Origin of the sequence: Pseudovibrio sp. Ad26, assembly GCF_001623285.1 — a bacterium.
Lineage (GTDB): Bacteria > Pseudomonadota > Alphaproteobacteria > Rhizobiales > Stappiaceae > Pseudovibrio > Pseudovibrio ascidiaceicola.
Genome location: NZ_LMCE01000050.1, coordinates 214,254 through 237,511, shown reverse-complemented (window position 1 = coordinate 237,511; position 23,258 = coordinate 214,254). Strand labels below are relative to the sequence as shown.

The following is a 23,258-nucleotide window of genomic DNA, read 5'->3' as shown; positions in this document are numbered from 1 at the left end:
TCTCCACTCGTTTACGGTTCAGGCACGGTTTTCGAATTGAGCCATGAAGCTCCCCAATGCCTCCAGGCATTGGGGTTCATCCAACAAAGGGCAATGTCCGCGATTGGGGACGTCCACCGATTGCATGTGAGGGGCCATATTCTTCATGGTGCGGATGGTATCGGCAGATGTGACATCTGACAGCTCTCCGCGAATGGACAGGACGGGAAGTTCAAGGTCCGCAGCACGCTGGTGCGCCTCCCAAAGGTCACGGAAGTCCTCTTTGTTTTCAGTGAGTGCTACGCCGAGATTATCATCGTAACGGTGGTGCCATTTGCCATTTTTGCGGCCATACATGGACAGCGCCATGCGCTCCCACTGCTCTTCCGGCAGGTTCACAAACTGGTTGCCTATGTGTTCCTTGATGGTGCTGACCACGGCGGTCAGTTCGCTCTCGTCCGGCAACTGGCCCGCATAGCCGAAGATGCGCGACATGCCAGCAAACTCGATAGTGGCCCCAAGGTCGTTAAGCACGGTGCCCGCCAGCATGTCCGGGTGATCCTCCACCATCAGCATGGCAAGCAGGGCGCCGAGTGAGGAACCTAGCAACACCACGGGGGGCTCATCAATGGACTTCCAGAACTCGTAGGTATCACGGATGTAAACAGAGGTGTTGTAATTGCTGTAATCCGGGTCGTAGTCCGACAGATCCCGCCCACGCAGGTTCAACGCGTAGATGGTGTGGGTCTTGCTGAGTTGGACAGCCATGGGGTCCAGATCGCGGGCGCACCGGGTCAGACCCGGCAATGCGATGATTGCGGGTTTTTGGGAGGTGCCATTGCCGTAAACCCTGTAGTTGAGCTTGATGCCGTCAGACGTCTCGAACCATTTGTTCTCATAGGCGCCGCTGTCATATTTGCTTTCGTCAATCTCACTCATTGGCACCTCTTTCCTTCCGGGTGCGGCTTGTGTTCTGAATGGGTGTTGTCGGTCATATGACCTTCGTGCGTCGCCGAGATGATGGCTTCAATGCGGTCAGCGTAATTGATCAGCGCCTGATCCGCGGCCAGATATCCAGTCTTGATGCGCTCGTTGATGCTCTTGGGCTCAAAATCCACCACGCCTGTGAGCGCATTGTGCTCTGCCTTTACGGTGATGATGTGAGAGATCGCACGCATTTTCATGAGCGAGCGATAGTGCTCACAGTCCCTGATGGGCGAATCCTCAGGCACCATTTTGTCCAGATCGTAGAGCATATGAGAGTAATGCTGGGCGCACTTGTCGCCATCCAGCATGAGCCAGAACTTGTCCTCAAACACCAGCTCCGTCATGCGGTAGACCGCTTCTTCAACCGTGGTGGGAATGATGCCTTCCGGGCAGAACAGCTCAATCAGAAAGATCGGCATATGAGAGATCTGGTAGTCATCCAGAATACGCAGGAGTGAACGGATTGGCGTGTTGTCGTAAAGCCCGCCATCCCAATAATAGTGCCCGTCCAGCTCAATGGGCGGAAAGCCCGGAGGCAAAGACCCACTGGCCATGATGTGCCTGGAGGTGAGGTAGTGATCCCGGTTGGAGAACCGCTCAATCTGCCCCGTTGCAACGTTGGTCGCTGTGATCACCAACCGCGGGGCGTCCTCGCTGTTGAGGCGCTCAAAGTCGATGAATTTTTCCATGGTCTCAAGCGCTGGCGTGATGTCGTAGATACTGGGGCGATTTTCACTCATGAACGACGGCGGATGTAGTTTGAAAAAGCGAGGGTGGCCCATGCTGGCACGCAGCAGCTTTTGGCTGGAATGCCATATGAAGCCGGGCGCGTGGCTCAGGTGTTCCCACAGGGCGTGGAGGGTCTCGATAGGGTCGCCAAATTTTGGGGCCGCAATGACAGCCGCATTTAGCGCACCAATGGAGGTGCCGGTGATGATTTCCGGCTCAAAGCCCGCCTGATAAATGCGGGTGAGCGCACCAACCTCATAGGCTCCAAGAGCTCCACCGCCTTGCATGACAAGGCCAATTCCTTGTGTCATCTACCGTCCTTCCGACAGGGTTTCTTGCATTCCCCCCGGAGTGCACCGGATTGCGAAAGAGAAAACCCTCTCCTCAAACCAGCAAACAAGACGTGATGATGAGCGGCCCGAAAAAGCCCACCTCACGGATGAAGCTTAGGCGCGAACCTCCAAAGAAAACATAAAGCTTGTCAGAAAATCGTGCTTTTGAAAGGCGACTGAAATCACTCAGGCGCAAGCCTCTCCTGACACTATGGCTCCTTACGAAATCTGCCTCGATGTAATGAAGTCATAACTCAATGAAAAACAAATACTTATATAGCCTCACAAAAAAACTGAAGAACCTGCGGAACATAGCCGTACTCGCTCTGCTCGGGCTTACACTCGCAGCATGCCAAACGACCATTACGACGAAAGACATTGAAGAAGCACAGGTAAAGGTCTCAAAGGTGACCGTGACGGGCGATTGGAAATATGAAGGGCTGAACAATGTTCTGGGCGTGGACTACGATAAAGACATAATCGTTAAGGTCACAAAGAAGGCCTTAAAAAACAAGTTGAAAGACCTGCATGGTCCGAGACGGGTCAACGTTGACGTCAAAATTCAGAGCTTCTTCATTTCAAACATGGGTTATGACATCCTCTTCGGGACAGGTGCATCCTCCATGTCGGGCATGGTGACGGTTATTGATGCGCGGACAAAAGAAGTCATTGTCAAAGACGCGAGGATTGGCACAGCAGTCGCAAACCACGAAGTGTTTGCTGAACAGGTTGTGGCGAAGGTTTTGCGGGCGACAAAAAAGCCCTGACGACATTATCTGGCTGCCGTTGCTCTCTGCAGCGGCATGCTGCTGTTAAATTGCGAGTTCCGGGCTTACACTTCGTTGAGCCTGAGCTGATAAAACGATGAGGGTGGGGCTCTGTCTGGGACCCCGTTCTTTAGGAGCTTCAGATGCCAAATAGCTCTTTACCTCCAGTCCTGCTTTTGACCGGTACCAACGCTGCGGCCTGGGTGATGGATAATGTCCGCATGTCCTTCGAGGCTTTCGGGTATGTCTGTCACAGCCTCACCTATCGGCATCATGACCTGCCACCCGGACCGGAACGCGATGCCAAGCTTGTCGGGGTGAGCATCGCTGATTATGTGGAGGATGCCCGACAAGCGCTAGCAGAGATTGGCGAGGCGCCAGTTGTTGTCGGGCACTCGATCGGCGGGGTTATCGCGCAGCTTCTGGCCGCTGAAGGCGCTGTAAAAGCAGGAGTTCTTCTCAACAGCAGCATTGTGAACGGCATTTTGCCGACGACGGACGGGGAGCGCGAACTTGGCAAACTGCTCATTTCGGCTGGTGCATTTTGGGAGCATGCCCTGGAACAGGATTTCGAGCTTCTGACGAAGTATGGGTTCAACACACTGGCACTCAATTTACAACATGACATCCATGCGCGTCTCGGTACCGAATCCGGGCGGGTGCTTTTTGAGTTTGTTTTCTGGATGTATGACGTTCGCCAAACCACGTTTATTGACCCGAACAAGGTCTCGTGCCCCTTGCTCTTCGTTTCAGGAACCGAGGACAAGGCTGTGACGCCAAGCACCGCGCGATTGATGGCTGAGCGCTACGAAAACTCGGACTTCCTCGCAGTCAACGGGGCCTGCCACTACATTCAGTTTGAGGACCAGTGGCCAGAGACAGCTGCCAAGGCGCTCGACTGGTTGAGACAGAAACTCTGAGTGGACAGCTTGTTTCGGCTGGGCCAGATACCAGAGGATAGCTAAACGGCGAGCTTCCTATGTGCTGGTTGGCTTGGTTTCATCCCCCATCATCATTTTCCAGATGGCCTTGATGGCCAGTTCCGGATCAAACCAGCTGACAAAGCGGGTATCCACGGGTTGGCCGTTGCGGATCGTCATGGCGGGGCGGATCAGGCGCAAGCCCTGCGGCATCATAACCTGAGGGTTGCCGTTGAGCAGAGTAAAGTCGGCCTTCATGCCAACAGCAATCATTCCGAGCGTATCCTCCTGCCCCAGCTGGCGCGCGGCGTTGACTGTCATGGCCTGCAGCGCTTCTTCAAGCGTAACTGCTTGATCCACGCCAACTACCGTGCTGCCACTGGTGGAGGTGCGGGACATAGCAGTCTCAACAGTGCCCATCGGGTTCATGGGGGTTGCAGGGTGATCCCCGTGGAAGGTTATGACAGCACCTGCATCCTTTGCATCGCGCACAGGCATATAGCGATCCAGCCGCTCTTTGCCGAACAGGCTTTCCAGCTGATCGCCGTAATGGCTGATGTGATCGACAAAGAAACCAAGAGACACGCCCAGATCTGCTGCTCTTTGGATCTGCTCGTTGGTTATAAGCGCATTATGCTCCAGCCGGTGCTCTATGTCATCGCGCGGGTCTTCGGCCTGAATGGCCGCAATCGCCATCAATGCCTGATCAATGGCGCGCTCTCCCTGCGCATGCAATGCCACTTGACCGCTGCGTTTGTGTACGTCACGGAGTTTCTCCAACAGGTCAGCATCACTCATGCTGAGGTCACCCCGGTGACCCGTAGACAGGCCTAGACGTTCGAGCACCAACTCAGAATCTTCATAGGGTTCGTGGGTTGCGGCCCCGCCTGTAAACGGAGACCCATCCAGCCAAAACTTTGCACCTAGGATGGTGAACCGGTCATCCCCACCAAAACGCCAGTTGGGAAGCTGATCCTCTGTCAGATAAACGTAGGTTCGCACTGGTGGATTGTCTTCCAGACCAACACGCTGCAACAAACCGACAGGGTTGGGATGGCGGCCCACAGCCCCCGTCACGCCAATGGTGGTGTAACCGGCCTTGGCATAGTCGGTGTAGGTCTTGCGCACCAGCAACTCGACCGCCTCATCCGAAGGGGCGGGAATGGCAGAGACAACACGGTTGATCTCTTCCAGCTCTCTCAGCATTGGGCCGCGGCGCGGGTCAACACCAGCTTCTTTCAGCGCAGCGGTATTGGCGTAAGCCTCGTGCATCATTTGGGTCAGAACGAGCATGGGTTTATCAGGAGAAATGGCGTCCAGCTCCGCCAGTGTTGGCGGAGAAAGGTCTCTGATCGCAATCGGATCCCAACCGTAGGCCAGTACCCACGGGGTTACGCTGAATTCATCGGCGGAATCCTGCAGGGCCTGCATGATTTGCATGCGGTTGTCGTATTTATAGGCGCTGATGTCCGTGGCTGAGCCCAGCAGAGCAGCTGCAATCGGGTGGGTATGGGGTTCAATCAAGCCCGGGATCAATGTGCCTTTGAGGCGTATGATCTCCACGTCGGCAAGGCCTTCCAACTCCCGCACATCTCCAACGGCCATGATCTCGTTGTTATCAACCAGCACGGCCTGCACCTGTGGCAGGTCCGGGTCCATGGTCAAGACGCGGTCAGCGGTGACGATGTATTTGCCGGGATAGGTCGGCGGCAGAGAGTACCAATAGTAGCCCGCAGCAGCTCCGACGATGATAATTACCAACCCAGCAATCCAGCGCATACCAACCTCCCAGTTCTTACCCTTACGGAATGATGCATATAATTGGCGGTGATGCCACCCGATAGATTCGGGCTATTCGCAGGTTTTGACCTGCTATTGTGCCATATGATGGCGTTTTATGAGTTTGCACCTGATTTCTGAACCCGCCCGCAAGGCGACACCGGATTCTGGAAAGACCTCGTCAGGTTTCATAACTTTGAAACTGTAAAAGCGTGTCAGACGGGCCAGCAAGACGATTGCCTGCACAGTTGCAAAACTGGCGCCTGCACACACGCGCGGGCCAACACCAAATGGTATGAAAGCACTGGTCATGGGGTCGTCAGCGCGTTCAAACCGGTCCGGGTCAAAGTGGTCAGGATTGTTCCAGTAGGATCTGTGCCGATGCACGATCCATGGCGATATAATCATAAGAGCCCCACGCGGAATCTTGTGACCGCCTATGGTGCTGTCCTCTTCTGCCATACGGGTCATGAAAGCGATTGGTGGATACAATCGCATGGTTTCGCGGAAGACATCCCGTGTGAATTTCAGTTTGGAGATATGCCGGTATTCGATGTTCTCGCCATTGGTGACATTGTCGGTCTCTCTCCTGATGCGCTCCGAATAATCAGGCCGCTGGGAAAGAATGAAAAAGGCCCAGTTGAGGATTGCCGAGGTTGTCTCATGTCCAGCAAGAAAGAAAGTTGCAATGTGATCTACCAGCTGTTCCTTGTTCAGGGGCTGGCCCGTTTGTGGGTGCCGGGCATCAAGCAGCCTCTGGCACATATCATCGTGCTGGCCAAACCGGTTGGCGGTATGTTCCTCTACCAGATCACGCAGCAAGAGGCGCAACTCATTGCGGAGAAGCTCCGCTTCCTTTGGCATAGGAGTTTTGGGGGCGTCTGGCGTTCCGCGCAAAATCATTTTGCGCGCCCATGTGGTCGTGATGGATTGGTAACGTGAAGACAGCGAAAACACCATGCGTGCGCGGTCATTGTCAACCGGATGCGAAAAGATAGTGCGGAAGATGATATCAGCGGTCAATCGGTTCATTTCATCGCGCAAGCTGATGGTCTTACCGAGTTGTGACATTTGATCCAGAAAAGTCAGAAACTGCGTGCAGGCACTTTGAACATGCTTGTACGCACCACGAATGCTGACATGGGAAAATACCGGAGCAATCATTTCCCGCTGCTCTTCCCATTTGGGACCACTGACAAGAATAGTGCTCTCACCAATCACCGGCTTGAGCGTATCCACCATCACATCGGATTTTGGAAAGGACAGTCGTTTCTCAACCAGAACCTCGTTGACCAGATCAGGCGCGTTGACAAGGAAACAGGGGCGCTTGGTAAAATATATCCTCTCCATCGGGCTGTTGAAGAATTCTCCGGGGATCAACGTTAAAACGTTGCGTGCCCAGAACACGCGAAATAGACGCAGACCACGAAGTGGCTTGCAAGGCGTGGGAGCCGGTGGCCGATAGAGGATGGAGTCAGGCATGTGTTGCTGCTTCTCCGCGGTACATATCGATCGCGTGACAACTGTGTTTGCTCATTTTCTGCTCTGGACCATGAAAAACAAAAAAACGCCAGATAACGCAAAAAACGCATAAACCTTTCAAAATCCACGCAACTAAAACTTCCTGTTATATTTCTAGCACTTAGCTCGCTAATGCTGCCCTAAGGAAACCACGCAAAAATCTGAGTTTCTCTTCATAAATCCTCAAACAAGCGTGCACTTGTTCTCGTCTCTTCTGGCTAGGTTGACCATTACGTCAATATGGGTTTGACTGGGGAGGCTCTGACTCTCCTGCCTGTGTTTTAGGAGAACAAAAAGAGACACCGGGGAGGATAAGACGATGTCGACACCATATTCTGAGAAGTTGCAAAAGTGGCTGGATATGCTGGAGCGGGGCAAAGATCTGGCGAAGTTGTCGGCTTTGATTGCCAAGGACTGCGTGTTTTATAGCCCTGTGGTGCACACACCGCAACGCGGACAACAGATCACGGTCATGTACCTTTACGGTGCAGCGCAGGTGTTGGGCGTCAACAACAGCTTCAAATACGTGCGTATTCTGGATTGCGGTGACAATGCTGTGCTGGAATTTGAGACAGAAGTCGATGGCATCTACATCAATGGTGTCGATATGATCCATTGGAATGAAGAGGGATTGATCGACGATTTCAAAGTCATGCTGCGCCCGTTGAAAGCGGTGACAATGGTGCAGGCAAAAATGGCAGAAATGCTGGAAGGCCTTAAAGCTCCTGCAAAGGCGGGGGGATAAATTGAAAGAGACGGGGGAGTAATTGATAACCATCTCTGTGCTCCCCTCAAAGAATTGGTTCCTGAAATCTCATGGGTATTAGGCCCTCGGGCAGAGACCTTAAATATTCTGTAATCCTCACCCCCTTGAAATATCCCCGTTAGGTCACCCACTCCTGCGCGGGATTACGATGAAACATTTCATTTCAAAACCTTTCATAACGGGAATAACTCTGCTGGGCCTCCTGCTTGTATTAGTTGGATGTGGCTTGCAGACCTCTCCTGTTGCCGACCCCAAAGGCCCCATCGCCATACTCGAACGGGATCTGCTTTACACCGCTTTCTTCATTATGCTGATCGTGGTTATTCCCGTTTATTTTATGGTGTTCTGGTTTATTTGGCGCTACCGGGCCAAAGGCGGGACGGGTGAATACAAGCCGGACTGGCACAAATCCAGCATTATCGAGGTGGTTGTCTGGTCCATTCCCGCGGTCATCATCATCACGCTTGGCTATCTGGTCTGGACGTATTCCTACAAGCTCGATCCCTACAAAAAGATCGCGACGCCGGAAAACACCATCAATGTGCAAGTGGTGGCGCAGGATTGGAAGTGGCTCTTCATCTATCCGGAGCTTGGCATTGCCTCGGTCAATGAGCTTGCCTTCCCCGTGGATAAGGCCATCAGCCTGCAACTGACCTCTGACACCGTCATGAACTCCTTTCTCATCCCCGCATTAGGGGGACAAATCTATGCCATGGCGGGGATGACCAGTCAGCTGAATCTGCAGGCCAATGAGACCGGACGCTTTCGTGGTCGCAACACGCAGTATAGCGGTGACGGGTTTTCCATGCAGTTTTTTGATGCGGTTGCCATGACGCAGGAAGAGTTTGATGAGTGGGTTGCCAACGCAAAATCTCAACCCAAACCACTTTCCACGGTCACCTACGGTCAATTGGCGCAGCCGACCATTGGGCACGATGTGGAGTACTTCTCATGGGTCAAACCCGGTCTATATGAGGAGATTTTGAAGAAGTATGCCCGACGGCCAGAGACCACCTTGCGCAGACATCCACCAGCGACAACCCAGCCAGCTTGTGAGGGGGATACACCATGTTAGGAAGATTAGGATTTGATTCCCTCCCCTTTTACAGCGCCGTCGCATTTAGTGGTGCATCCGTAACCGTGTTGGGCGGACTGGTTGTCTTTCTGCTGGTCACTTATTTCGGTAAGTGGCGGTATTTCTGGGATGAATGGCTGACGAGCCTCGATCACAAACGCATCGGCATCATGTATATCGCCCTTGCCTTAGTGATGCTGGTGCGCGGCTTTGTGGATGCGCTGATGATGCGCTCACAGCAAGCCATTGCGTTGAATAACGATGGTTATCTTGCGCCGGAGCACTTCGATCAGGTGTTCAGTTCACATGGCACGATCATGATCTTCTTCATGGCCATGCCGTTCCTGACCGGCCTGATCAATATCGTGGTGCCTCAGCAGCTCGGTGCCCGTGATGTGGCCTTCCCGTTTATGAATTCCATCAGTTTGTGGCTGACAGCATCCGGTGCTGCGCTGGTGATGGTTTCCCTTGTCATCGGCAAATTCTCGACGGCTGGGTGGACCGGCTACCCGCCGTATTCCGGCGCTGAGTATAGTCCGGGTGTGGGCGTTGATTACTGGATCTGGGCGCTGCTGGTCAGCGGTGTGGGCAGCACCATGACGGGGATTAATTTTGTTGTCACGATCATAAAGTGCCGCGCGCCCAAAATGCGCCTGATGCAGATGCCCCTGTTCACCTGGACCACTTTATGCACCAGTTTACTCATGGCCTTCGCTTTTCCAGCACTGACAGTTGTTGCTGCGATGCTCGGATTGGACCGAATTCTCGGGTTTCACTTCTTTACCAATGATGCTGGCGGCAACATGATGAATTACGCCAATCTGATTTGGATATGGGGTCATCCGGAAGTTTATATCCTCATACTACCCGCGTTCGGAGTTTTCTCCGAAGTGACTGCAACCTTCTCTCAAAAAAGGCTTTTTGGGTATCGGTCACTGGTTTATGCAACAGCGGTAATTACCATTCTATCCTTCACCGTTTGGCTGCATCACTTCTTCACCATGGGTTCCAGTCCCAATGTGAACGCTGTTTTTGGTATTGCGACCATGATTATCGCTGTGCCAACGGGTGTGAAGATTTTTGACTGGGTGTTCACCATGTACAAGGGGAGGATCATCTTCCACCCTGCCATGTTATTCACCATCGGTTTTCTGATCACCTTCGTTCTTGGCGGTGTTTCCGGCGTGTTGCTGGCAATTCCACCTGCAGACTTTTTGATGCATAACTCAACCTTCCTTGTGGCGCACTTCCACAACGTGCTGATCCCCGGCGCGGTCTTTGGGTACTTTGCTGGCTTCCAGTACTGGTTCCCCAAGGCAACGGGCTTCACGCTCGACAGAGCGTGGGGTGTTCGTTCTTTCTGGTTCTGGATTATCGGCTTCTACCTTGCCTTCATGCCTCTCTATGCGCTTGGTTTCATGGGGATGTCTCGCCGAATGGAACGCTACGAAATGGCTGAGTGGCAACCGTTCCTGATCCTTGCAGCGGTTGGCGCACTGAGTGTGTTGATTGGTATTTTCTGTCAGGGAATGCAGCTTTATGTGAGCATTCGCGACCGTGAGAAGAACAAGGACATCACGGGTGATCCATACAATGCCCGGACTCTGGAGTGGCAAACCTCTTCACCACCTGCCGAGTATAACTTTGCCAAGGTTCCGGACGTGCAGGACATTGACGCGTTCTGGGATATGAAACAACGCGGCGTGGCTTATGCCCCTGCAGGAGAATACGAGGACATCCACTTGCCGCGGAACACAGGCATCGGTGTCTTCCTCGGTGGTCTCGGGTTCCTCATCGGCTTCGCAGTGACATGGTACATCTGGTGGTTGGTGGCACTTGGCTTCCTTGGTGTGCTGGCGTGTTTAATAACTCGAAGTTCGCAAGATCACACCTATGAGATTATCCCCGCTGCCGGGATTGAGGCTCATGAGAAGGCCCGCATCAAAGCTTTGGAAGCCCACAAACCAACACCGGGGGATTTCTGGTCATGAGCACATACAGCCCAAAAACCACTGGTTCTCCCGGACCGACAGAAGAGACGTTAGATATCAGGGACTTGGGCTTTTGGCTCTACCTGATGACAGACGCGATCATCTTCTCGCTTTTGTTTGCAACTTACGTGGTGATGTTCCAAAACACCGCCACCGGGCCTCTGCCGATTGACGTGTTCGATATCAAGCACGTCTTTGCCGAAACCATGTTCCTGTTGTTTTCAAGCGTAACGTTTGGCTTTGCCTCCCTCGCCTCCGTCAGAGAGCATAAAAGTCAGGCAGTGTTCTGGTTGATTGTCACCATCGTGCTTGGCTTAGGTTTTATATCGCTGGAAGTGATTGAATTTATTGGCATGATTGAATCCGGTGCTGGACCGCAAACCAGCGGGTTCCTCACTGCGTTCTTCACGCTGGTGGGAACTCATGGCGCCCATGTGAGCCTTGGGATGATCGGGATCATGGTGATGATCTTCCAGATTCTCATCAAAGGGCTGACCTCTCCTGTCAAATCCCGCCTCCACCGCCTCGGTATGTTCTGGCATTTCCTCGACATCGTCTGGATCGGCATTTTCTCAATCGTCTACATGCCCGGTTGGCTTATTTAGGAGAGTATGATGCACCCGCAATCTCACAGTGCAAAGAGGCTGATCACCGGGTTTATCCTCGCGTTGGCGCTCACACTCATTCCGTTTGCCATCGTCTGGACCATGGCGTTTCCGGTTGAACTAACCTTCGGCATCATCGCTTTATGCGCGCTTGTTCAGGTCGGTGTGCACCTGCACTACTTCCTCGGCATAGATAGCAGAACACCGATTGAGAACGTACTGGCCATATGTTTTGCAGGCGTTCTTATCTTCCTGATGGTCGGTGGCACGCTCTGGATCATGTTTGATCTGTATGAACGGATGATGTGAGGATATCCTTGGCTTTCTGAGGTTGTTTCGCGGAGAAACTGACGAGATTATTCAGAAAGTCCTGCGTTGCCCGCTCCCAGGAAAAGGTCTTGGCATGGGCGATGCAATCCGCTGGTTTCATTGATAAAGCGCGCTTGATCGCGACTGCGAGATCTTCATCCATAGCACCAACGGGAGCCTCTCCGATGATGTCTTTTGGGCCAGTCACCGGATAGGCTGCAACGGGGATACCACAGGCCATCGCCTCCAGGTTGACGAGGCCGAATGTATCGGTTTTAGATGGAAACACCATTACATCCGCCCCGCAATAAGCCTTGATCAGGTCATCTCCGGTCTTTGCCCCAATGAAGACAGCATCTGGATAACGCTTTGTGAGGGATGCCAGATCCGGCCCATCCCCTACCAGAACCTTTGTTCCTGGCACGTTTAAATCCAGAAATGCCTCCAGATTCTTCTCGGGCGCAATCCGCCCTACATAGAGCATTACTGGTTTGGGAAGGCTTTCAAACAGATCAGAAGGAACGGGTCGGAATTTCTTCAGCTCAACTCCTCGCCGCCAACGCACCGCTCGCTTAATTCCGATACGATTGGCCATTTCCAACATGGTTTGCGTTGTGACCATGGTGTGGGTGGCTTGATTGTGAAAGGTAATCAACCACTTGTAAAACCAAGCCTCAGGCAGTCCCGTGCGCATGGAGGCATACTCCGGAAACTTAGAGAGCCATGAGCTGGTGAAGTGATGCGTAGTACGGCGGCAGTACTTGCGAGCGGCCCAACCTAAAGGCCCTTCGGTCACCACATGCAGCGCATCTGGCTTAAGTTCGCGTAGCATTCTGGAGAGTTTGCGATATGGGAACAGGGCCAGTTTGATATCCGGATAAGTTGGCAGTGGCATTTGGTGAAACTGGTCTGGCGTGATGAGAATAACCTCATGCCCCAGCGCGGATAACTCGCGGCGCGTGATTTCTAAAACACGAACCACCCCGTTGATCTGCGGATGCCACGCATCAGAGACGATGACAATTTTCATTGGCCTATCCCCGCAAAGCTACCAGAGGGAAAGGCAAGGGATTTTGGTTGTGTCGCAGCGATCAGAATACTTCTTCGCAATATCGGTCACTTCCTCAAGCAACCGATCACTGAGTGTGATTGGCTCCAGCCCCATTTCCAGAAATTTATGATTGGCCACCATTAAGTCGTTTTCCGCAGCTTCCTTCCGCGGATTTTCCAGATAAGCAATTTCGACGTTTGCCATCTTGGCGACCATCTCTGCCAGATCCCTAACCCTGTGGACCTCTGTCATCTGATTGAGGATCTTCACACGTTCCCCGCGTTCAGGTGGATTTTCAACGGCCAGCTGAACACAGCGCACGGTATCCTGAATATGGATGAAGGCCCGTTTTTGGCCGCCTGTTCCATGCACGGTGAGCGGATAGCCAATCGCGCCTTGCATGAGGAAGCGGTTGAGTACGGTGCCGTAGTCTCCGTCATAGTCAAAGCGGTTGATGAGCCGCTCATCCAGCGACGTCTGTTCGGTCTGAGTGCCCCAGACAATGCCCTGATGCAGGTCAGTTATCCGCAGTCCATAATTCTTGGCGTAGAACTGGAAAAACAGCTGATCCTGCGATTTGGTCATGTGGTAGATGGAACCGGGGCTTGTGGGATAAAGGATTTCCTGCTCGCGCATATCTCCGTTCACATCCAGATGAACCCGCAAATAACCCTCTGGGATTTCGCAGCCTACTGTGCTGTATCCATAAACTCCCATGGTACCAAGATGAACGAGATGAGTATCCAGCTCTGCCTCAACAATTGCAGAGAGCACATCATTAGTCGCGTTGAGATTGTTGGACACCGTATAGCGCCGGTGCCACGAAGACTTCATGGAATAAGGCGCTGCGCGCTGTTCTGCAAAGTGGATGACCACATCCGGCTTTTCGTGTTTGAGCAGGTGCAAGAGGCGGTCGTAGTCTGTGCCAAGCGTGATATTGGCGAAGCGGATGGTTTTGCCCGTCAGCTCCTGCCAGGTTGCCAGACGTTCGCTGATTGGCTCAATGGGAGTGAGAGAGGAAACCTCAAGCTCAACGTCGATCTTGCGGTGAGATAGATTATCGACAATGACAGTGTCATGACCAAGACTGGAGAACAACAGACTTGTAGGCCAGCCGCAAAAGCCGTCGCCGCCCAGTACCATAACTTTACCCACGAAATCGCCCTTCCCGCCGACTCACCCATGTTTGAATGAGGTAGCATCCGATTGGTACAGACTGATGACCTCGCCTTTTGCCCATGACGAAAATCCTGCATGATTAGCCCACACTCTTTCAGGTGGTCACAATGCGCAGTCTAAACACACGCTAGATAAGCACGTGCGCAGGCTGGCTTCATCTCCATAAAATCAAGGGCAAAGACCGCTGAATATGCAGGGAGCAACGCTGTCGTGCGAGTTGTGCCGTGCACGTCATGTTTATAACTCGGGCTCCTTTCGTTTGAATTTGCCGAAATGTTTTGCGGCAGTCGAAACGTGATTTTCAGAGGAATTGGTCAGATGTGATCCCTGTGAAAGGTCACAGGAACGTAACGGTCACTGGGAGTTCGCCGAAAGGTTGCGCAGACAAGAGACTCCTTTCTTGCCAGCAGGAATTGAGAGATCCAGACAATATAATTACATTTTCTCAGCAATAACGGCCTGTACTTCCGCAAAAAACACTCTCTAATATACCACATATTTCAAAAGATTTGTTTTGGGAGAGGGACACCAATGAGAGTTAAACTAATTTCAATGCTGGGCGCAGCCGCGCTTTCCTTGTCATGCGCGACCGCAATGGCTGCGGAAACAATTCGCGTTACTTTACAGCTGCCTGAAAGCCATAGTCTTGGCCAGAACTGGAATGCCTTCAAGGAAATTATTGAGGAAAAATCGGGTGGTGAGCTGAGTCTTCAGCTGTTCCCGTCTGCGCAGCTGTTTAAGGACAAAGAAGTTCCGGAAGCGGTTGGTTCTGGCGCGATTGAAGCAGGTTCAGCGTTTCTTGGCCGTTTTGCAGGCTCCGTTCCTGCCGTTGAAATCGTCAACCTGCCGTTCTTCTTCCGTGATGAAGACCACCTGAGAGCAGCTGCTGCCAACGGCTCGCCGATGCGTGAGATTCTCGATAAAGCCGTACTGGAAGAAACCGGCGCCCGCGTTTTGTGGTGGCAGGCTTATGGCCGTAACATTTATCTCAACAACGGTGATCCGATCAGAACCCCTGAAGACATCAAAGGTGAAAAAGTTCGTACCTACGGCAAAGTTTTGGGCTGGACTGTTGAAGCACTCGGCGGTGCACCTACTATGATGTCCGGGTCGAAACAGTTCCTCGCTTATCAGCAAGGTGCAGTTGATGTGGGGATGACTGGCACCTCTGGCGTAACCAGCCGCAAACTTTATGAAGTGATGGAGAACATGACCCTCTCCTATGACTTTGCGATTGAGTTTGTTGCGGTGATCAACAACGAGTTGTTCGAGAGCCTTTCTGCTGAAAACCAGCAAATCATTCTGGATGCGGCAGCCGTGGTCGAAAAACAGCTGCGTGATCAGGTGTACTCTGGTGAGGATGCTTTGGTTGAAAGCGTCAAGGACAAGATCAACGTGATCCGCCTCAGCGATGAAGAACGCGCCAAATGGGTGGAAGCAACTGCCTCTGTTCAGGACCGCTTTGTTGAAGCTGCTGGCCCTGTTGGTCAGCAAGCCATTGATGCTGCAAAAGGCATGTAAGATCTACTGGTAGGTTCACCTGCTCAGATCTTCAACTTGATTTGGAAAGGGAGCCATTGGGCTCCTTTCCTGCCCATCCTGTTCTGGGTCCCCTTTATTTTGAGGGAGCCGACTGCACAAAATGATCATTCCAAACAGTGTGTGTCTGCTCTCCGGCAAGTCCATTTGGTGTTCAGCCGTGATTAAGCTCATCGATCATATTTCCGAATTCACCGGCAAATTGGCTGCCTGGGTGTTTTTCGCAATTGGTTTTTTCATCTGTTATGAGGTCGTCTCCCGGTACGTCTTCAACAGCCCGACTGTATGGGTGGATGAAATCTCTCGGATCGGTCAGATCTGGGGGGCTTATCTTGCCGCAGCCTTTGCACTGAAGCACCGCGAGATGATCGTCATTGATGTTGCCTTCCGACGTCCTGATACATTGCTGCGTAAGGTGGTTGAGACCTTCTCTATTCTGGTGATCCTGCTCTTTTGCATCACTGCGGTTTGGTATGGTTACGGTCTCTGGCTCAAGTCCACATTGCGTGGCCACACCACAGATACTTATCTGGCTTTGCCGAAGTGGTTCACTCATGCCTCCGTATGGGTTGGCTTTGCCTTGTTGGGCCTTCAGTCCATTGCTGAGGCCGTGAAAATCTGGCGCGACGGTGTGCCAGCTGACGATACCTTGCAACATGAGATCTAGGGGCTAAGCATGACTGCGTTTCTCATTCTCGCGGCCTTGCTGCTGCTTCTTATTCTCCGTGTGCCGGTTGCGTTTGCGCTAGGTTCGCTGGGTGTCTTCTTGCTCTGGTATTTCCCGCTGCCACTGAATGCCGTCCCCCAGCGCCTTTATGGCTCAATGGACAGTTTTGAACTTCTGGCCGTGCCTATGTTTCTGCTCATGTCAAACGTGCTGCTGAAAGGTGGTGTGGGCAAGGATCTGTTTGCGGCTGTTCAAAGCTGGGTTGGCCATTGGCCGGGCGGACTTGGCGTGGCGACCATTCTGTCTTGCGGTTTGTTTTCTGCCGTTTCGGGCTCTTCTGTGGCGACCGCGGCCACCATTGCGACAGTTGCGATCCCCGAGATGACCTCTCGCGGTTACGAGCGCCCGTTTGTGCTGGGTATGTTGGCCGCTGGTGGCACATTGGGAATTCTCATTCCCCCTTCAATCCCATTGATCCTGTATGGCATCGTCACTGAGAGTTCGATCCCGAAACTGTTTCTGGCGGGTATTGGTCCCGGCTTGTTCCTGGCCAGCGTGTTCATCATCTACGGCATGCTCTATTCGCGCTTTAACAGCAAGTATGAGCGCATTGAGAAAGCGAGCTGGGCGGAACGCAGGCGCGCGACTTTCATGGCGCTGCCGACAATGCTATTGGCTGGATCAATCATCGGGTCCATCTACATGGGCATCGCCACACCCTCTGAAAGTGCAGGCATTGGCTTTGTTATGGCGCTTCTCATCACATTTGCCATGGGGCGGATGAACTGGGAGAAGATGAAGGAGGCCACTTACAAGTCGATGAAGACCACAACGATGGTGTTCCTCATCATTGCAGGGGCAAAGGTCTTTTCTTATGCCATCACGCTTTATCGCTTGCCGCAGGATATTTCCACACTGCTCACCACCAACATCTCCGAGCCCGGCCTGTTTATTCTGGCCGTTGGTCTTGTGCTTCTGATCGTCGGTTTCTTTCTGGAATCCCTCAGCATGCTGCTGATTATGGTGCCAGTCCTGTTTCCTGCGCTGGCGGGCATGTCCATTGATCCGATCTGGTTTGGCATCTTTTTCGTGGTGCTTATTGAGACCGCGTTGATTACACCACCAGTGGGAATGAATCTGTTTATTATTCAGGCTGTTGGCAGAGCGAAACTGTCAGAGGTCGCCAAAGGTGCGTGGCCGTTTGCATTGATGATGCTGGCAACTGCTGCCCTGCTTTACTTTTGGCAAGGGCTTGCCCTGTATATCCCTTACAACACATAGAAGATGGGCGTATAAAAATGTCAAAAGCTCAGGTGCTCAAAGCTCTTCTCGAGAGCGGCAAACTGAATGTCACGCCTTGTTGCTGGGATGCTCTCTCTGCGCGCCTTATCGAGCAAGCTGGCTTCCCCCTCGCCTTTATGAGCGGGTTCGGGGTTTCTGCAGCTCGGCTCGGGCAACCAGATGCTGGCCTCATCTCCTATGCGGAAATGGTTGATCAGGCCCGTAACATTGCTTCGGCAACCGGCATTCCTGTGATTGGGGATGGTGATACGGGCTATGGCAACGCTCTCAACGTCAAGCGCACAGTCAAGGGCTATGCCAATGCAGGCATGGCTTGCGTGATGATTGAGGATCAGTTGGCGCCCAAACGCTGCGGTCACACAAAAGGCAAGCATGTGGTGGACCGGGACGAGGCCTTCATGCGCATTCGTGCTGCTGTCGATGCCAAGAACGAAGGCGCAGACATCCTGATCCTCGCCCGCACCGATGCACGTGCCGAGCATGGTTTGGACGAAGCCATAGAGCGCGCCAGAACCTTCCGGGAAATTGGCGTTGATATGACCTTTGTGGAAGCTCCTCGGACCGTTGACGAAATGAAACGCTATTGCGACGAAGTTGATGGGCCGAAAATGGCAAACATGCTGGAGGGAGGACTAACGCCGTTCCTTCAACCAGCTGAGCTTCAGAAGCTTGGTTTCGCCATCTCAACCTACCCTTTCACCGGCCTGATGAGCATGATTAAGGCTCAACAGGATGCTCTTGCCCAGATGAATCATGGGATCTTCCCTGACCCTGCCATGAGCTTTGAAGATCTGCAAAAGGCTGTAGGCTTCGATGCGTACTATGAGGCTGAGGAGCGATATCGGCATTGATTTTTTAGTTAGAGCGGCTGCGTAAAAACATGCAACCTGACTTTTGCAATGCATTGCGAATAATTAACTAAGCTAAGGAATTTAACGAAGGCAGAATGAAAGGTGGTCGTTTTACAATCATCTGGTAGTTTAGAAATATTACAATAAATCAATAACCTACGGAATGTGACAACGCATTAAAACACAGCAAGAACTCGCGGATTTATTAGTCTGACATTTTACATTCAAATTGCACCATCAAGTTTGTGAAATTTATTTTCTCAGCAAAGTGGTGGTGCTTGAAATGCCAGAGAGTGTTCGAATATTCATTGGTTATGATTCCAATGAAACGATTGCCTATCATGTGCTTGTTCAAAGCATTATCGAGAACTCATCCCTTCCACTCTCCATTACACCCATCGCTCTGAATAACGTGCGCAGTATCTTCAAACGCGACAAACATCCGCTTCAGTCCACCGAGTTCTCATTTAGCCGCTTTCTGGCGCCGTATTTATCCAATTATGAAGGCTGGTCGATCTTTATGGATTGCGACATGATCGTGCGAAAAGATATCGCAGAGCTCTGGAATATGCGCGATGACGACTATGCAATGATGTGTTGCAAGCATGATTACACGCCAGTCAGTGACACGAAGTTCCTCAATAACGTCCAGTCCAAATACGAGAAGAAGAACTGGTCAAGCGTTATGATGTTCAATAATGCCAAGTGCAAAGCTTTGACGCCAGAATACGTAAACACGCGCTCCGGCCTTGAGCTACACCAGTTTAAGTGGTTAGGAGATGACAATCTGATCGGCTCTTTGCCGCTTGTCTGGAACCATCTGGTTGAAGATTACCCTTACAATCCAGAAGCTGCCCTCGTTCACTACACCTATGGCGGCCCTTATTTTGAAGAGTATCTGGATTGTGATTACGCCGAAGACTGGCAACAATACAAACGCAGCACATTGCATGCCACTCAGCGGGTTAAAGCAGAGCCTGAGCTAGCATTGGTTGGCAACTCACGATCCCTTCGTCACGTCCTCGCAGGCAATTAACGCTTGCGTGGACGTTTTGATTTGCTGCGAATTTTGTAGGAGGAAGCTGAGTGAGTCCTGCTACCCCGGTACCCTCTCCGCTTCCCGCAGTGTCAGCACTTCAAAGCCGGTGCTTGTCACCAATACGGTGTGTTCCCATTGGGCGGAGGGTTTGCGGTCGAGGGTTTCGACGGTCCAGCCATCTTCTTTGGTGACGGTTAGCTCTGTGCCTGCGTTGACCATAGGCTCGATGGTGAAGGTCATGCCTGCTTTCAGTAGAACGCCAGTGCCGCGTTTGCCGAAGTGCATCACGGAAGGGCCTTCGTGCATGTCCCGCCCAATGCCATGGCCGCAATAGTCACGCACAATGGAATAACCTGAATTTTCGGCAACCTGTTGGATAGCAGCACCTACATCACCCAGTCTTGCACCGGGGCGCACTTCTTTGATGCCGGCCCACATGGCCTTGTAAGTGGTCTTGACCAATTTTTGTGTTTTGCGAGGGGCACCCGGCATCACAAAGGTGGTGCTGGAATCCGCGATGAAGCCATCCTTCTCCAATGTAATGTCTACATTGATGATATCCGAGGCTGTCAGCTTGCGTGCCTTGTCGGGGATGCCGTGGCAAACGACTTCGTTGATAGAGGAGTTGAGCGCAAACTTATAGCCGTACTGGCCTTTGCTGGCTGGGCGGGCCTGTAGTTCGTTGACGATATAATCTTCTACCCGATCATTGATCTCAAGCGTCGAAACACCGGGCTTCACAACGTCTTCCAGCATTTTGAACACTTGTGCGAGAAGTTTGCCGGACTGGCGCATCAGTGCGACTTCATCGGCGTTCTTGATGATGATGGCACTCATGTCTCGATCACCTCTGGGGGAGTGACCTTGCAAGCTTTGAGCTGTTGTTGAACCAGTTCTGTGTAACTCAGGGTTGGGTTCAACTCTGCAAGCATGCCCATTTTGATCCAGAACTCTGCTTGTGCGTTGATGGAGCGAGACATGACTGTGCTCGCTTTTCTGATTTCCTCATGTAGGTCATCAGAGATTTTTACAATGCCCATGGAAATGGCCCTTTATATGATTGATATACATATCGTATACGAATCGCATAAAGGCAAGAGGTGAATGGCAATGATCGTAGTAAGTCAGAGCAATCTCATCTTCTCTATTCCTTCAGATCGTAGGTGAAGGGATGAAGACGGTAGTTTTGTTGGTACTGGCGTTTATGATCGTTGAGCGTGTTTAAAAAAGTCCTCCAGTCCAGGTCAGGCTCTCCGGTCATATCGCTCAGTCTGGTGAAGCTCTCGAACACGCTGTTGTGGTACTCTTCCAAATTGGCAGGGTTCTTTTGCAGGACACAACCACCATTGGCGACTTCCTGTTTGATCTCATCGGAAGGTGGTAGATCCAACTCACCATTTAAGATCTTTGCGCAGTAAATGCTTTGCAGATGAATGTTGGCGAAATGGACTGTAAACCGCGGCAGGCCGAGGAAGATAAGGGTGGGGTCTGCTGGGTAGAACATGTTCAGGTACAGCGGCCCCATGGAACAACCGCTCAGTTCAATGTCATCCAACGAACCTTTCAAGAAGGGGAAGTTATAAATGTACCCTGTGCACAGGATGATATCATCCACGTCGTGCAGGACTTCCCCGTTTTGCAGGTAGACCTTACGACCTTCAATATGCTCTGGCCGTGCATGCTGGCTGATGTTGAGCCCCTGCCCGTAAAGTCCGTCGCGGACATAGCATTTGTGTCCATCGGGGGGGAACGTACCGCAGATATACACCTGCTCAGCATGCGGACTCAGATCCAGCGAAATATCCTCTGAAGAGACACAGGCTCCAATCAAGACAACACGTTTGCCGTCATAAAGATTAGGCAGGCGGTACGACTGGGAATGGGTGACAGGTCCTTCAAAACGATCCAATCCAACGATCTCGGGAATGTTGGGGTAACTGTCCTTACCGGTTGCAACAATCACGTGGGTGAAGATCTTTTCCGTGCCTTCAGTGCTCACGCGCCAGCCATCGCCTGCTTTGGCAATGTGCTTGACCGGCGTGTTGAATTCTATGAGCGGTTGGATCCCTGCTTCTCTGGCGGTGGCGTCGATGTAGTCCAAAACATCAACACGGCCCGGAAACAACTGCAGATCCTCTGGCAGTTTGTAGTCGCTGATTTGCATGGCGCGTTTGGGCAGGTTGGCCCAAAGCTTGGGGTACATAGCTGAATAGACGCTCTGGCTTTGCGGGTCGCGCACATCAACCGGCTCGTCGGTAAGTACCTCATAAGCCCACTGTCCACCCAGACAGTTGCGTGCTTCAAATATAGTTGGAATGATGCCGCGACGCTTGAGCTCAATCGCAGCAGTGAGCCCGGTTGGGCCAGCCCCGATAATGGCGATGTTAGGAGCCATGAAACCCTCAGCCTTATTTTTGTTGCGGCTACTATGAGCGTTGCGGGTTAATTGCCGGTTCGTGCGTTTGTTAGGATGCAAGACGAGTGAGGAGGTTCTAATGCAAAAAGGGAGAGCTGGTGCCCTCCCTTTACGATCATTTGTGATCTATCTTGGTCACATGGCTCCAACGAGCCACAACGAGAACCAGGGGAATGCAATTAGCAGTGCCAGGCGTACAAGGTCAGACACCCAGAACGGGAACACGCCCTTGAAGATCGTGGAGAGTTTCACATCCTGCAGCACGTTACGCAGCACGAAAACATTGAGCCCGACAGGTGGCGAGATCAGACTTATCTCCGTGACAACCACCACAATCACTGCAAACCAAATGAGCACGGCTTCAGGATCGTTCAGCACTTCGGTGCCAAAGTCCAGTTCCAGAATGAGCGGATAGAAAACCGGCACGGTCAACAGGATCATGGAGAGGCTTTCCAGCACACAGCCCAGCACGATGTAAATGAGCACGATGCCGAGGATTACCATGTAGGCGTTGACTTCAAGATCCAGCACCCATTCAGCCAGTGTGTCTGGCAAACCTGCAAAGTTCACGAAGTTGGAGAACACTTCTGCGCCAATGATGATCATGAAGATCATAGCTGTGGTGCGGGCGCTCTCCAGCATGGCGTGGTAGAGGTTTTTAATGGTCATACCGCCCATGAGCAGTGCGATTAGAAAGGACGTGCCTGCGCCGATACCAGCAGCTTCAGTCGGCGTGAAGAACCCGCCATAGATACCAACCATGATCACAGCGAACAGGCCAAGCACAGCAAAGACGCCAAGTTTTTCTTTGCGAGTGAATGGTTCAACACCTTCTGCCTTGGGAGCGAGAGAGGGGTTGATTAACGTGGCGACGTAGATGGCTCCGACGTAAAGCAGGAGCCCCAGAATGCCTGGAATAACACCAGCAACAAACAGTTTACCGATGTCGGATTCTGTCAACAGGCCGTAGATGATCATTACCACGGATGGCGGAATGAGGATGCCAAGCGTGCCGCCAGCGGCAATTGAACCAGAGGCCAGACTGTCTGCATAACCGTATTTGCGCATGGACGGCATTGCCACTTTGGACATGGTTGCCGCAGTCGCCAGAGACGATCCGCAAACAGCCGAGAAACCACCACACGCCACAACTGATGCCATGGCAAGGCCTCCGCGCGCGCCGCCGAGCAAGCGGTTTGCAGCAGCATAGAGGCCGTGGCTTACACCTGAGATGGTGAGCAGGTTACCCATCAGGATGAACAGAGGAACCACAGAAAGCGAATAAGACAGGCTGGTTTCAAACCCAACGGAGCTGACAACAGACCATGTGGCAGACCAACCGCGCAACCACGCAAAACCAGCCGCCCCGACAAAGATCATAGCAAACGCGATTGGTACGCGCAGGAAAATGAGGACGAGCAGAGCTGCAAAGCCGACAAGGGACTCAAACATGA

General features: G+C 52.3%; 22 protein-coding genes. 12 read left to right on the top strand and 10 right to left on the bottom strand.

All coding sequences use genetic code 11. The features are described 5' to 3' along the window. Nucleotides 1–18: 18 nt before the first annotated feature. Nucleotides 19–918 (bottom strand): alpha/beta hydrolase, encoded by a 900-nt coding sequence (locus PsAD26_RS12170; protein WP_063310631.1) that lies wholly within the window; start codon nucleotides 916–918, stop codon nucleotides 19–21. Then, on the bottom strand, nucleotides 915–2,006 hold the full coding sequence (locus PsAD26_RS12165; RefSeq protein WP_208985653.1) for a patatin-like phospholipase family protein: 1,092 nt from the start codon (nucleotides 2,004–2,006) through the stop codon (nucleotides 915–917). Before PsAD26_RS12165 ends, PsAD26_RS12170 begins: the two co-directional genes overlap by 4 nt. A gap of 278 nt (nucleotides 2,007–2,284) precedes the next feature. Between PsAD26_RS12165 and PsAD26_RS12160 the strand changes: the two genes are divergently transcribed. Further along, entirely contained in the window at nucleotides 2,285–2,794 is a 510-nt protein-coding gene (locus PsAD26_RS12160; protein WP_063300089.1) for a hypothetical protein, read from the top strand. Between the two features lie 143 nt (nucleotides 2,795–2,937). Further along, a complete protein-coding gene (locus PsAD26_RS12155; protein WP_063300090.1) occupies nucleotides 2,938–3,714 on the top strand; it encodes an alpha/beta hydrolase in 777 nt (258 codons plus the stop codon). Nucleotides 3,715–3,771: 57 nt separating this feature from the next. Here the strand turns inward: PsAD26_RS12155 and PsAD26_RS12150 are convergent, their stop codons facing one another. Together PsAD26_RS12150 and PsAD26_RS12145 are read right to left on the bottom strand one after the other, a co-directional pair. Continuing rightward, entirely contained in the window at nucleotides 3,772–5,493 is a 1,722-nt protein-coding gene (locus tag PsAD26_RS12150; RefSeq protein ID WP_063310630.1) for an amidohydrolase, read from the bottom strand. 93 nt (nucleotides 5,494–5,586) lie between these two features. Beyond that, nucleotides 5,587–6,975, bottom strand: a complete 1,389-nt coding sequence (locus PsAD26_RS12145; RefSeq protein WP_063310629.1) for a cytochrome P450 — start codon at nucleotides 6,973–6,975, stop codon at nucleotides 5,587–5,589. Nucleotides 6,976–7,333: 358 nt separating this feature from the next. Here PsAD26_RS12145 and PsAD26_RS12140 point away from each other — a divergent pair, with 358 nt between their 5' ends. From PsAD26_RS12140 to cyoD, 5 genes are all read left to right on the top strand, one after another. Continuing rightward, the gene (locus tag PsAD26_RS12140; RefSeq protein WP_063310628.1) at nucleotides 7,334–7,759 is read left to right on the top strand and encodes a nuclear transport factor 2 family protein; all 426 of its coding nucleotides are present in this window, start codon (nucleotides 7,334–7,336) and stop codon (nucleotides 7,757–7,759) included. A 169-nt stretch (nucleotides 7,760–7,928) separates the two neighbouring features. Continuing rightward, the gene (gene cyoA / locus PsAD26_RS12135; RefSeq protein ID WP_208985652.1) at nucleotides 7,929–8,855 is read left to right on the top strand and encodes a ubiquinol oxidase subunit II; all 927 of its coding nucleotides are present in this window, start codon (nucleotides 7,929–7,931) and stop codon (nucleotides 8,853–8,855) included. Beyond that, the gene (gene cyoB / locus PsAD26_RS12130; protein WP_063310627.1) at nucleotides 8,849–10,846 is read left to right on the top strand and encodes a cytochrome o ubiquinol oxidase subunit I; all 1,998 of its coding nucleotides are present in this window, start codon (nucleotides 8,849–8,851) and stop codon (nucleotides 10,844–10,846) included. The genes cyoA and cyoB overlap by 7 nt, the downstream gene beginning before the upstream one ends. After that, entirely contained in the window at nucleotides 10,843–11,451 is a 609-nt protein-coding gene (cyoC, locus tag PsAD26_RS12125) for a cytochrome o ubiquinol oxidase subunit III (protein WP_063310626.1), read from the top strand. Before cyoB ends, cyoC begins: the two co-directional genes overlap by 4 nt. A gap of 9 nt (nucleotides 11,452–11,460) precedes the next feature. Next, on the top strand, nucleotides 11,461–11,760 hold the full coding sequence (gene cyoD, locus PsAD26_RS12120) for a cytochrome o ubiquinol oxidase subunit IV (protein WP_063297122.1): 300 nt from the start codon (nucleotides 11,461–11,463) through the stop codon (nucleotides 11,758–11,760). Here the strand turns inward: cyoD and PsAD26_RS12115 are convergent. Next, the gene (locus PsAD26_RS12115; protein ID WP_063310625.1) at nucleotides 11,729–12,790 is read right to left on the bottom strand and encodes a glycosyltransferase family 1 protein; all 1,062 of its coding nucleotides are present in this window, start codon (nucleotides 12,788–12,790) and stop codon (nucleotides 11,729–11,731) included. The genes cyoD and PsAD26_RS12115 overlap by 32 nt on opposite strands. 18 nt (nucleotides 12,791–12,808) lie before the next feature. Then, entirely contained in the window at nucleotides 12,809–13,954 is a 1,146-nt protein-coding gene (locus tag PsAD26_RS12110; RefSeq protein ID WP_063310624.1) for an NAD-dependent epimerase/dehydratase family protein, read from the bottom strand. A 567-nt stretch (nucleotides 13,955–14,521) separates the two neighbouring features. On the opposite strand from PsAD26_RS12110, the gene dctP reads away from it, so the two are divergent. The 5 genes from dctP to PsAD26_RS12085 all read left to right on the top strand — a co-directional run bounded on the left by dctP (nucleotide 14,522) and on the right by PsAD26_RS12085 (nucleotide 19,385). Beyond that, nucleotides 14,522–15,511: a TRAP transporter substrate-binding protein DctP gene (gene dctP / locus PsAD26_RS12105; protein ID WP_063297125.1), complete on the top strand. Its 990-nt coding sequence runs from the start codon at nucleotides 14,522–14,524 to the stop codon at nucleotides 15,509–15,511. A 121-nt stretch (nucleotides 15,512–15,632) separates the two neighbouring features. Then, entirely contained in the window at nucleotides 15,633–16,196 is a 564-nt protein-coding gene (locus tag PsAD26_RS12100; RefSeq protein WP_208985651.1) for a TRAP transporter small permease, read from the top strand. Between the two features lie 9 nt (nucleotides 16,197–16,205). Then, complete coding sequence (locus PsAD26_RS12095) at nucleotides 16,206–17,477, top strand: TRAP transporter large permease subunit (protein ID WP_063298874.1); 1,272 nt, start codon at nucleotides 16,206–16,208, stop codon at nucleotides 17,475–17,477. Nucleotides 17,478–17,494: 17 nt separating this feature from the next. Then, a complete protein-coding gene (locus PsAD26_RS12090) occupies nucleotides 17,495–18,349 on the top strand; it encodes an isocitrate lyase/PEP mutase family protein (protein WP_063310623.1) in 855 nt (284 codons plus the stop codon). A gap of 283 nt (nucleotides 18,350–18,632) precedes the next feature. Beyond that, nucleotides 18,633–19,385 (top strand): glycosyltransferase, encoded by a 753-nt coding sequence (locus tag PsAD26_RS12085; protein ID WP_153041489.1) that lies wholly within the window; start codon nucleotides 18,633–18,635, stop codon nucleotides 19,383–19,385. 60 nt (nucleotides 19,386–19,445) lie between these two features. On the opposite strand, the gene map is transcribed toward PsAD26_RS12085, so the two are convergent. The 4 genes from map to PsAD26_RS12065 form a co-directional block, all read right to left on the bottom strand. Continuing rightward, a complete protein-coding gene (gene map / locus PsAD26_RS12080; protein WP_063310622.1) occupies nucleotides 19,446–20,225 on the bottom strand; it encodes a type I methionyl aminopeptidase in 780 nt (259 codons plus the stop codon). After that, the gene (locus tag PsAD26_RS12075; protein WP_063310621.1) at nucleotides 20,222–20,428 is read right to left on the bottom strand and encodes a ParD-like family protein; all 207 of its coding nucleotides are present in this window, start codon (nucleotides 20,426–20,428) and stop codon (nucleotides 20,222–20,224) included. Before PsAD26_RS12075 ends, map begins: the two co-directional genes overlap by 4 nt. Nucleotides 20,429–20,532: 104 nt before the next feature. Next, complete coding sequence (locus tag PsAD26_RS12070) at nucleotides 20,533–21,783, bottom strand: NAD(P)-binding domain-containing protein (protein ID WP_063310620.1); 1,251 nt, start codon at nucleotides 21,781–21,783, stop codon at nucleotides 20,533–20,535. Between the two features lie 156 nt (nucleotides 21,784–21,939). After that, the gene (locus PsAD26_RS12065) at nucleotides 21,940–23,256 is read right to left on the bottom strand and encodes a TRAP transporter large permease (protein WP_063310619.1); all 1,317 of its coding nucleotides are present in this window, start codon (nucleotides 23,254–23,256) and stop codon (nucleotides 21,940–21,942) included. Nucleotides 23,257–23,258: the final 2 nt, after the last annotated feature.

Coding starts and splice junctions, on each gene's coding strand:
- PsAD26_RS12065 (WP_063310619.1), bottom strand. CDS start 23,256: ATGTTTGAGTCCCTTGTCGGCTTTGCAGCTCTGCTCGTCCTCATTTTC.
- PsAD26_RS12070 (WP_063310620.1), bottom strand. CDS start 21,783: ATGGCTCCTAACATCGCCATTATCGGGGCTGGCCCAACCGGGCTCACT.
- cyoC (WP_063310626.1), top strand. CDS start 10,843: ATGAGCACATACAGCCCAAAAACCACTGGTTCTCCCGGACCGACAGAA.
- PsAD26_RS12095 (WP_063298874.1), top strand. CDS start 16,206: ATGACTGCGTTTCTCATTCTCGCGGCCTTGCTGCTGCTTCTTATTCTC.
- PsAD26_RS12150 (WP_063310630.1), bottom strand. CDS start 5,493: ATGCGCTGGATTGCTGGGTTGGTAATTATCATCGTCGGAGCTGCTGCG.
- PsAD26_RS12155 (WP_063300090.1), top strand. CDS start 2,938: ATGCCAAATAGCTCTTTACCTCCAGTCCTGCTTTTGACCGGTACCAAC.
- cyoA (WP_208985652.1), top strand. CDS start 7,929: ATGAAACATTTCATTTCAAAACCTTTCATAACGGGAATAACTCTGCTG.
- PsAD26_RS12170 (WP_063310631.1), bottom strand. CDS start 918: ATGAGTGAGATTGACGAAAGCAAATATGACAGCGGCGCCTATGAGAAC.
- PsAD26_RS12090 (WP_063310623.1), top strand. CDS start 17,495: ATGTCAAAAGCTCAGGTGCTCAAAGCTCTTCTCGAGAGCGGCAAACTG.
- dctP (WP_063297125.1), top strand. CDS start 14,522: ATGAGAGTTAAACTAATTTCAATGCTGGGCGCAGCCGCGCTTTCCTTG.
- PsAD26_RS12145 (WP_063310629.1), bottom strand. CDS start 6,975: ATGCCTGACTCCATCCTCTATCGGCCACCGGCTCCCACGCCTTGCAAG.
- PsAD26_RS12165 (WP_208985653.1), bottom strand. CDS start 2,006: ATGACACAAGGAATTGGCCTTGTCATGCAAGGCGGTGGAGCTCTTGGA.
- PsAD26_RS12140 (WP_063310628.1), top strand. CDS start 7,334: ATGTCGACACCATATTCTGAGAAGTTGCAAAAGTGGCTGGATATGCTG.
- PsAD26_RS12160 (WP_063300089.1), top strand. CDS start 2,285: ATGAAAAACAAATACTTATATAGCCTCACAAAAAAACTGAAGAACCTG.
- PsAD26_RS12110 (WP_063310624.1), bottom strand. CDS start 13,954: ATGGTACTGGGCGGCGACGGCTTTTGCGGCTGGCCTACAAGTCTGTTG.
- PsAD26_RS12100 (WP_208985651.1), top strand. CDS start 15,633: ATGATCATTCCAAACAGTGTGTGTCTGCTCTCCGGCAAGTCCATTTGG.
- PsAD26_RS12075 (WP_063310621.1), bottom strand. CDS start 20,428: ATGGGCATTGTAAAAATCTCTGATGACCTACATGAGGAAATCAGAAAA.
- map (WP_063310622.1), bottom strand. CDS start 20,225: ATGAGTGCCATCATCATCAAGAACGCCGATGAAGTCGCACTGATGCGC.
- PsAD26_RS12085 (WP_153041489.1), top strand. CDS start 18,633: ATGCCAGAGAGTGTTCGAATATTCATTGGTTATGATTCCAATGAAACG.
- PsAD26_RS12115 (WP_063310625.1), bottom strand. CDS start 12,790: ATGAAAATTGTCATCGTCTCTGATGCGTGGCATCCGCAGATCAACGGG.
- cyoD (WP_063297122.1), top strand. CDS start 11,461: ATGCACCCGCAATCTCACAGTGCAAAGAGGCTGATCACCGGGTTTATC.
- cyoB (WP_063310627.1), top strand. CDS start 8,849: ATGTTAGGAAGATTAGGATTTGATTCCCTCCCCTTTTACAGCGCCGTC.